Annotated in this window: 8 protein-coding genes; all 8 read right to left on the bottom strand. The window is 28.2% G+C overall.

The features are described 5' to 3' along the window. Window positions 1–198 precede the first annotated feature (198 nt). Window positions 199–954 carry a glycosyltransferase family 2 protein gene (locus HC723_RS16050; protein WP_190339803.1) on the bottom strand — a complete coding sequence of 252 codons (756 nt, stop codon included), beginning with the start codon at window positions 952–954 and terminating at the stop codon, window positions 199–201. Between the two features lie 10 nt (window positions 955–964). After that, complete coding sequence (locus HC723_RS16055; protein WP_190339804.1) at window positions 965–1,837, bottom strand: glycosyltransferase family 2 protein; 873 nt, start codon at window positions 1,835–1,837, stop codon at window positions 965–967. Window positions 1,838–1,854: 17 nt separating this feature from the next. Continuing rightward, a complete protein-coding gene (locus tag HC723_RS16060) occupies window positions 1,855–2,700 on the bottom strand; it encodes a polysaccharide pyruvyl transferase family protein (RefSeq protein WP_190339805.1) in 846 nt (281 codons plus the stop codon). 15 nt (window positions 2,701–2,715) lie between these two features. After that, a complete protein-coding gene (locus tag HC723_RS16065; RefSeq protein WP_190339806.1) occupies window positions 2,716–3,612 on the bottom strand; it encodes an alpha-1,2-fucosyltransferase in 897 nt (298 codons plus the stop codon). A gap of 26 nt (window positions 3,613–3,638) precedes the next feature. Continuing rightward, window positions 3,639–4,898 carry a hypothetical protein gene (locus HC723_RS16070; protein ID WP_190339807.1) on the bottom strand — a complete coding sequence of 420 codons (1,260 nt, stop codon included), beginning with the start codon at window positions 4,896–4,898 and terminating at the stop codon, window positions 3,639–3,641. Continuing rightward, the gene (locus tag HC723_RS16075) at window positions 4,876–5,715 is read right to left on the bottom strand and encodes a hypothetical protein (RefSeq protein WP_190339808.1); all 840 of its coding nucleotides are present in this window, start codon (window positions 5,713–5,715) and stop codon (window positions 4,876–4,878) included. The genes HC723_RS16070 and HC723_RS16075 overlap by 23 nt, the downstream gene beginning before the upstream one ends. Window positions 5,716–5,732: 17 nt before the next feature. After that, window positions 5,733–7,244, bottom strand: a complete 1,512-nt coding sequence (locus tag HC723_RS16080) for an oligosaccharide flippase family protein (protein WP_190339809.1) — start codon at window positions 7,242–7,244, stop codon at window positions 5,733–5,735. Window positions 7,245–7,266: 22 nt separating this feature from the next. Next, the coding region (gene rfbC, locus HC723_RS16085; RefSeq protein ID WP_190339810.1) for a dTDP-4-dehydrorhamnose 3,5-epimerase at window positions 7,267–7,643 on the bottom strand (377 nt) is incomplete at its 5' end.

Consider the following 7,643-nt stretch of genomic DNA (forward strand, 5'->3'; position numbering starts at 1 on the left):
AAGCTAAGTCCACTCATGGCGTTTATCTACACTTAAAAGCAAGTATATGATCACAACCAATATAGATCGTCAAATCGATCTTGAAAATATTGCAAAATAAGACAAAAATAGTTAGCTTAAGGTTGAAATTGGAATTTACTCAAACCCTTATTTCATAAGGGTTCTTCGTGATCTTTCCCTGATCAGCATAACTGAAATTCACTTTCTAAACACAGCACGCCAAGCATAAAAACAAAAACATTCAATAGACTTAAATAAGGGTAACTTTTCAATATCACGATAAATTTGCCATTGCCTCTTAGCTTTTTTTACTTTATTGCGAGATATTGAATTGGACAGAATACGATATTGGGTTAAAACCTCTGGAATTGGGTAAGCTTTTATTCCTGTTCTCAATAGTTTCAACCATAACGCATAGTCTTGCCCAGTACGAATCAATGGCATTGAAATATCGTCAAAAGCACTTCGACGAAGCATGACGGTAGAACAACCTAGAGTTGCTTTTTTGCGAAGCATATCTTCATAACTTACCGGTTCAGTTAAATGAGTATCAACGTTTTGACCAGTAGGGTTTCCTTGTTCATCAATTAATTCATAAGCAGTGAAAGAAAAATCAATATTATTCAATTCCATGAAAGAAACTTGTTTTTCAAGCTTACCTGGCAACCAAAGGTCATCACTATCAATGAATGCAATAAAATCTCCAGTAGCATTAGATATTGAAATATTTCTGGAGGCAGCCGCACCTGAATTTGCTCTTTGTCTACATATGTTAATTTTTAAATTTTCACAAGAAAAACGAGATAACATATCAAAACTTGCATCGGTAGAATTATCATCAGTGACCTGCCATTTTAACGAATAATCATCTGAAACCTGCAAAATAATAGAGCGATAAGTGCACTTCAAATATAACTCAGCATTAAAAACAGGAGTAACTATATCTACAACCATATACACACCATCAAGAAAATATATTACGCATTTTTTTTAAGCAACCAAAAAAATACCATTTCAAAATAAAAAAATCATAAAACAAAAAGAAAGACCTTAATGTGGATATAAAATACATTCTCCCTGACTTATATAAACCGAAATTAATTATATAATTAATCCATTTATCCCCATACCGATCACCATGTTTTCTGGCTAATGTTTCACAGCAATCAAACTCATTATCAGAAACACGTTCTCTTTCATTATCAATATTAACTAAATAGTCAAGCCTACATATTTTATATCCCGGCTTATCTTCTAAAAGTCGTAATATCAAAGACCAGTCTTCATAAGCCTTCATATCAGTAGGAAATCCACCTTTAATTAAAAAAAGTTTTTTTTCAATTAAAAAACCAATATCAATGTCATTTTTATATTTAATATCTTTTTCTAAAACAATACCAAAACGTTGCTTTTTAAATGAAACTATCTCAGATAAATCATTAACATCACCGATTCGTCCTGATGAAATAAACGAATAAACACCTATATTTTTTAAATGGAATTTAATCATTGAATTTAAACGGCCATTTAAATATTGGTCATCATCATCAAGAAATGTAACGTAATCACCATTGCAATGTCTTACACCTAAATTCCTAGCACTGGCTGCACTATGTAATCCTGTGTTTTTAATAACTTTAACTTTAAAATTATTAAAATTTTCACAAATATTAACAATGTCTTTATTCGTAACATTAACGCCATCATTAACAATAACAATATCAATATCGGTAAAACCAGAAATATCAGAATCAATAAATTGGCATTGTACAGAAGTGATCGCTCGCTCTAAAAGAGATATCCTATCACATGTAGGAATAATAACTGATAATTTCATAACGCTACTCCCAATAATTATTTCAGATCATAAGATGGAAATGCCGACTCTAAATCATCAAGATTGTAAATATAATTTTTTATTGAAACCTTATTCAAACAATTATAAATATCAAAGTCATCATCCACAATTACTTTATTTTCTGATTCTTTTGGATTATCAGTTGTAGAATAATAATCATCAAATTTAAAATCACCACCTGTTATATTATCACTAAAAACCAAGCGTATGTTTGGTATTTTATATGCATCAGCAAGTATTAATCCATGCATTGAACTGGATAATATAACATCACACATTGAAATTTGTTTTATGAATTCTTCAACCGGTAATGATACGTCGATAACTTTACCTCCACATGATATCATTTCTTCAATCATAGGATGGTGAATATCTACATAATGTGGGACTATACCAAATCTGTATATTGATTTTGAATTGATTTCTTTTTTATAAACCCTTGGCATTAATAAAGCAGGGTCACCTAATGGAACATTGAGCTTAATATTAAATCTTGATTCAATTTTCCTTTTTGTTTTATCCCCTCGCAAAGCATAAATTCGTCCTAAGTCCCTTATATCGTCAACTGAAGACTCAGAAATCAAACCGCTCCCCCATACAACACTTTTTTTTGTCATTGAATTTAAAATACTACCGACACCTAAATAATGAATAAAAAGCCTCATGCCTGGAACATTTACAACACTTTTTCCAGTGTAATATTTAAACAAATCAACATTTAAAGAATCGCCGACATTAGCTCTATCATTATAATATGACAATGCCACACGGTCATTAAAAATAAATTTAAACGATACGAAGTGTACTAACCTAAATAAAACTGTAACTTTATATAAAAACATAACAATTCAAACCAATTAAATTCTAATCATTTTCTCAAAAAAAATATCAGGTTCATTTTTCATAAATTTAAACCAGACACTAGGCGTTATAATGATTTTATTCTTATTTTCAGATAGGTACGCCCCCCACCATGAAAATGAACTATTCGAAATAATAAAATCATGACAATTATACATCAATCTAAAACTCTCGATTTCTGTAAAACCCTCAATATAAAAACAATCATTATTACATCCAAGAATCTCCTTAGCTTTTTCTATGTCATCGCTAAAAATAAAAAACCTTGCCCCCGGAATCATTGTTTTAGCTAATGATATAGCTTTGTGATAATATTGATTATCACATACATTTAAATGCTTAGTTTTTTTATAGTCATCACCTAATCGCATACTTACAGCGACACTAGATGATTGATTAATTAAATTTAATACATCCATCTCTTTATTAGTTATTGTTTTCTTCACCTTAAATAAAGATTTTATTAAATCTACATTATCAATGAAATATTTTTCACTTTGAAAGTAACCATATATATATATTTTTTTTGCTTTTTTAATATTTACATCATAATAAAACCGATCAAAGTTATAAAACAAACCAAATTTCGATAAAAATCTAAAAGGCAATCGACCATATCGATCAACTAGTAATAATCTCATTATTTTATGGTAAACTTTATAAACAACTTGAGTAAACCTTAAGAGATTGCTCTTTATATAACCCTGTTGAATGTTACCTTTAAAACAATTAGACACTTCCAATTCATCTAAAGAATATGATCTTATTTTATATTTTAAATATACCGTTTTATCAATATAAATACTTTTCTTTGTTAATGATGACAAGTGTATTGCGTATGCAATCTGAAATAACTGATTTCCAAGACCACCCATTAATTTAACAACAATCAAATTATACCTCACTATTCTAAGTTCTATCAAACATCACTTTGCTTCCAAAATTCATCATTAAAAATGATAAATGCTAGAAACCAAAACCAAGAAAAATAAAACATAGGGTTTGTAGCCCCTGCAATCAAGAAACACACAAAACCATTAAAAATACCACCAAAAATAGGAAAATACACATCATCATAATTTTTAAATCTCTTTAATAATTTAGAGGCTAGTATAAAAAAACCTCCAAATGTATATATGAAATATAAAACTCCAGATTGAGACAATAATGCCAAATAAACCCATTCATATGACCATTTTTCATCAATATTTCGTAAGTAACTTGGATGTGAATTTAAACCATGGCCAAATAATGGAAACTCAGTAAAATACTTCCATAAATGGATAGCTTGCTCATAACGTTGAACCCCCCCTCCAACAGTAGAATCAAATGAACTTGTAATTGTAGTAATAAAAGCAAGTAATGGATTACTTAACCCCGAATAATACCCAACAACTTCAAAGGCCAATATTAATAAAAAAACAAACAAACATAACCCTATAAAAATCTTAATTATAGAATTAAAAGACAGTCCAAACTTATAGTTATATAAAAGAATATTAATAAAAAAACCAAGGAAAAATAAAAGTTGCAATGCTCGTCGGCCTGAAAAAATAACAACTAGAAAAGATAATGATATCAATGAAATAATTAAAAACTTATTAGCTTTACCTTTAAATATCAGCATTGTCGTTAAATATGGCACAAGAAATATAAGACTAGGTTGACTACTTAATCTTACCTCCAACTTATCTGCCATTATTTTACTACCTCCAAAAGTATTTAATCCAGACAGCCAACTAGGCATTGACAACATCCCAACCCTATACGCTATATAGTAAAGACTGATTATTATAATTATCAAAGTTGAAAACAACAACACTTCATTAATAAATAACATCCTATCTTTATTTATACACGATGATAAGACAAAACAAATTATTGGAGTAACAATCATATACAAAAACAAACTAACACTAAATTCAAAACCATTATAAACTCCATAAAAATATGAAGATAATGATAAAAATAACCAAATAGCCATATAAACCAGGTACTTAAAATCAAATAGTGGCTTATCAAAAATAATAATAATTAATGACAATGCAATCAATAATAATAATACTAAAGCTTTCAATAGAGAAAAATCACCTGAAAAGACGAGCATTAACATCAACCACACGCCTAAAAACACCTTATAAAAAACATCGATGAAATTAATCTTCTTTATACTTGCCATACTTACCTTTAAATGAATCAACTATTGCTCTTATGATATATTTTATCTTATTTTTCTTTTCATCTTCTAATAAGATAACTTTCAATATATGCACAATTGAACCAGCACATATTTTATATGCAACTTTAATAAAGTTACATTCACTTTTATGTATATAGAAATAAATTCTATTTCTAAATTGATAATAATTCCTTATAGGAGAATGTTGATATATTTTGATCTTATTAGTATGCTTAATACATCCTAAGCTTTGATTTAATATTGCTTCATTTATTTGAATTATTACATAATTGTTTTTCTTCAATTGATGACAATAATCATATTCTATTCTATCAATAAAATAATTATCATCAAAACCACCCACTTTTTCAAATGCACTTAAATTAATAAAACTACCTGAAGTAATAACCCACGGAACTAATTCAAATAATGCATTTGATTTGTTTTTTTGATCATGCTCATATATAATCCTGGGTGAAAATATCCCAATACTTTTGTCATGCTTACTTTCCACGAAAGACTTTATAACGTCAATTGAACGCAACTCAAAATGACTATCTTGATCTAACAAACAAATGAATTTATAATTATTATTCATGGATTCTTTGCACATAATATTAAGTGCTTTCGATAGCCCTATATTTCCACTATTACTCAATAAAAAAACATTCCTTTTTTGCTTGTCAGCATCAAAAATACTTGTTACTGGTGTATTATCAATAACATATACTGAATCAAACATCTCACTATATCTTTCAACATTTCTTATCTGATTTTCATCTGGATAGTACAATGTTATTCCGCAAGAAAATTTCATATATCGGTCTTAACTCCTTAAGTATTAAATTTTTTAGCGACTATATTTTTCAATATTTTTTTATCATCTTTACTTAGCATAATAAAGAACAAAGACAATGAAAAAGAAAGGTATACCACAAAACTTAGAAATAATTCAAAATATGTATCAGGTCTATATCTATTATTTACAACGTAAAAAATCAAAATTAAAATTAAAGAAAATAACAATGTTGATAAATGAAGATATAGATATTTAAATTTAGATTGATTTAATATTACTGATGCGTATATTGGAGTAAACAATGCATTTTTCAACGTTAGTATAACGCCACTTGAAATGGCAATTGAGTAATATCCAAGTTCAGTCTCACTAATTAAAATTATTGAAACGACCAAGCCGATAAAACCTAATACTAAAGTAATAATAGCTGGCAATTTTATTTTATTCATTGCTATGTTAATTGAAAATAACGGTGTGACACCAATATTTATTATTAATGGCAATGTAATCAACCAAACTAATGGTGATAAATACTCAAACTCACTACCAATCCAAAGTGATAATATACTTTTAGAATAAATACAGACAAAAATTATTGGAATTGACATCGATAAACTTAAATACTTAATAAACCTAACTGAAATTGAAACCATTTCATCAATTTTATTTTTAGCAAAATAAAGCATAATTACAGGACCAAGCACTCCAGAAAGTACTGTGGATATACTTCTAATTAAATCACTAAATTTTGTCGCTATAGAATAAGCACCACCAGAATTGCTGCCTAAAAATTTATTTACGATTAAAATATCCACCTTTGAAAACAATAAAAATCCGATTTGATTAACAAGCAACCAACCACCTATACTAAAAATTGGAATACACTCTTTTTTTCTGAATTTCCTCAAGTCAATTCTTAATTCTGGTGTTAACTTCTTCCAGTACAATAATGTAATAATAAACCCAACAGAACTACCAATAATTGAAGATATACCGACAGATGCTAAGCTAATATTATCAAATGAAAAAAACAAAAAAATACATATTGATTTAGATATAAGTCTAAAGATACTTGCAAATTGAATAATATCCAATCTATTACTTGAATACATTGACACTGAAAATATAGAGTTTATTAATGATATTGAAAATGATATCAATGTGAATAAAAACAAAAGCTTCGCATCTAAATAAAAGCCATGTTCTATTTTAATTATATTATTTAAGTTTTCAATCGGATATATACTAACTAAGCACTGAAAAAAGACTATAAAAATCACAACAACTAATGATGTATTAAATATTTCCAATGCTTTACTATCATCATTACTTTGTAATGCTAATGTTAAATTCCTATTTATCGATGCTGACAATGACTGTGTAATTATCCCAACATACTCAGTAAAAAACATAGCTATAGGTATTAAACCATAAGCCGAAACACCTAAATTACTTACTAGGTACGGTGTTAAAATTATTGCAGCAAGAAAATTAACTGTAAATGAAAAAATATTAACCGTAATGTTTTTTGCAATTTGTTTTTTCATTATATTTTCATCTCAAAAACCATCAAAACATATCATTAAAAAATTCACCACTCTCATCCTTTATTGATAAAATCACAATATCTCTTATTGGCCACTTGATATCCAATATCTTATCGTTCCATTTTATTGAAATTTCAGCCTTTGGATTGTAGTAATCTGTACATTTATAAACGAATTCGGCCTCATCGCTAGTTACATAAAAACCATGAGCAAAACCTTCTGGTATCCAAAGTTGTCTTTTATTATCTGCAGAAAGGTACTCACCAACCCATTTCCCAAATGTAGGTGAGTCTTTACGAATATCAACCGCCACATCAAACACTTCACCAGAAACAACTCTTACCAACTTTCCTTGAGTATTTTCTGTTTGATAATGAAGTCCTCGTAAAATCCCTTTCT

Origin of the sequence: Vibrio sp. S11_S32 (genome assembly GCF_014694465.1) — a bacterium.
GTDB classification, from domain to species: Bacteria; Pseudomonadota; Gammaproteobacteria; order Enterobacterales; family Vibrionaceae; genus Vibrio; species Vibrio algicola.

What these genes read in the sequence shown, in the direction of transcription:
- HC723_RS16070 (WP_190339807.1), bottom strand. Translation starts at nt 4,898, where the DNA reads ATGGCAAGTATAAAGAAGATTAATTTCATCGATGTTTTTTATAAGGTG.
- HC723_RS16050 (WP_190339803.1), bottom strand. Translation starts at nt 954, where the DNA reads ATGGTTGTAGATATAGTTACTCCTGTTTTTAATGCTGAGTTATATTTG.
- HC723_RS16060 (WP_190339805.1), bottom strand. Translation starts at nt 2,700, where the DNA reads ATGTTTTTATATAAAGTTACAGTTTTATTTAGGTTAGTACACTTCGTA.
- HC723_RS16080 (WP_190339809.1), bottom strand. Translation starts at nt 7,244, where the DNA reads ATGAAAAAACAAATTGCAAAAAACATTACGGTTAATATTTTTTCATTT.
- HC723_RS16055 (WP_190339804.1), bottom strand. Translation starts at nt 1,837, where the DNA reads ATGAAATTATCAGTTATTATTCCTACATGTGATAGGATATCTCTTTTA.
- HC723_RS16075 (WP_190339808.1), bottom strand. Translation starts at nt 5,715, where the DNA reads ATGAAATTTTCTTGCGGAATAACATTGTACTATCCAGATGAAAATCAG.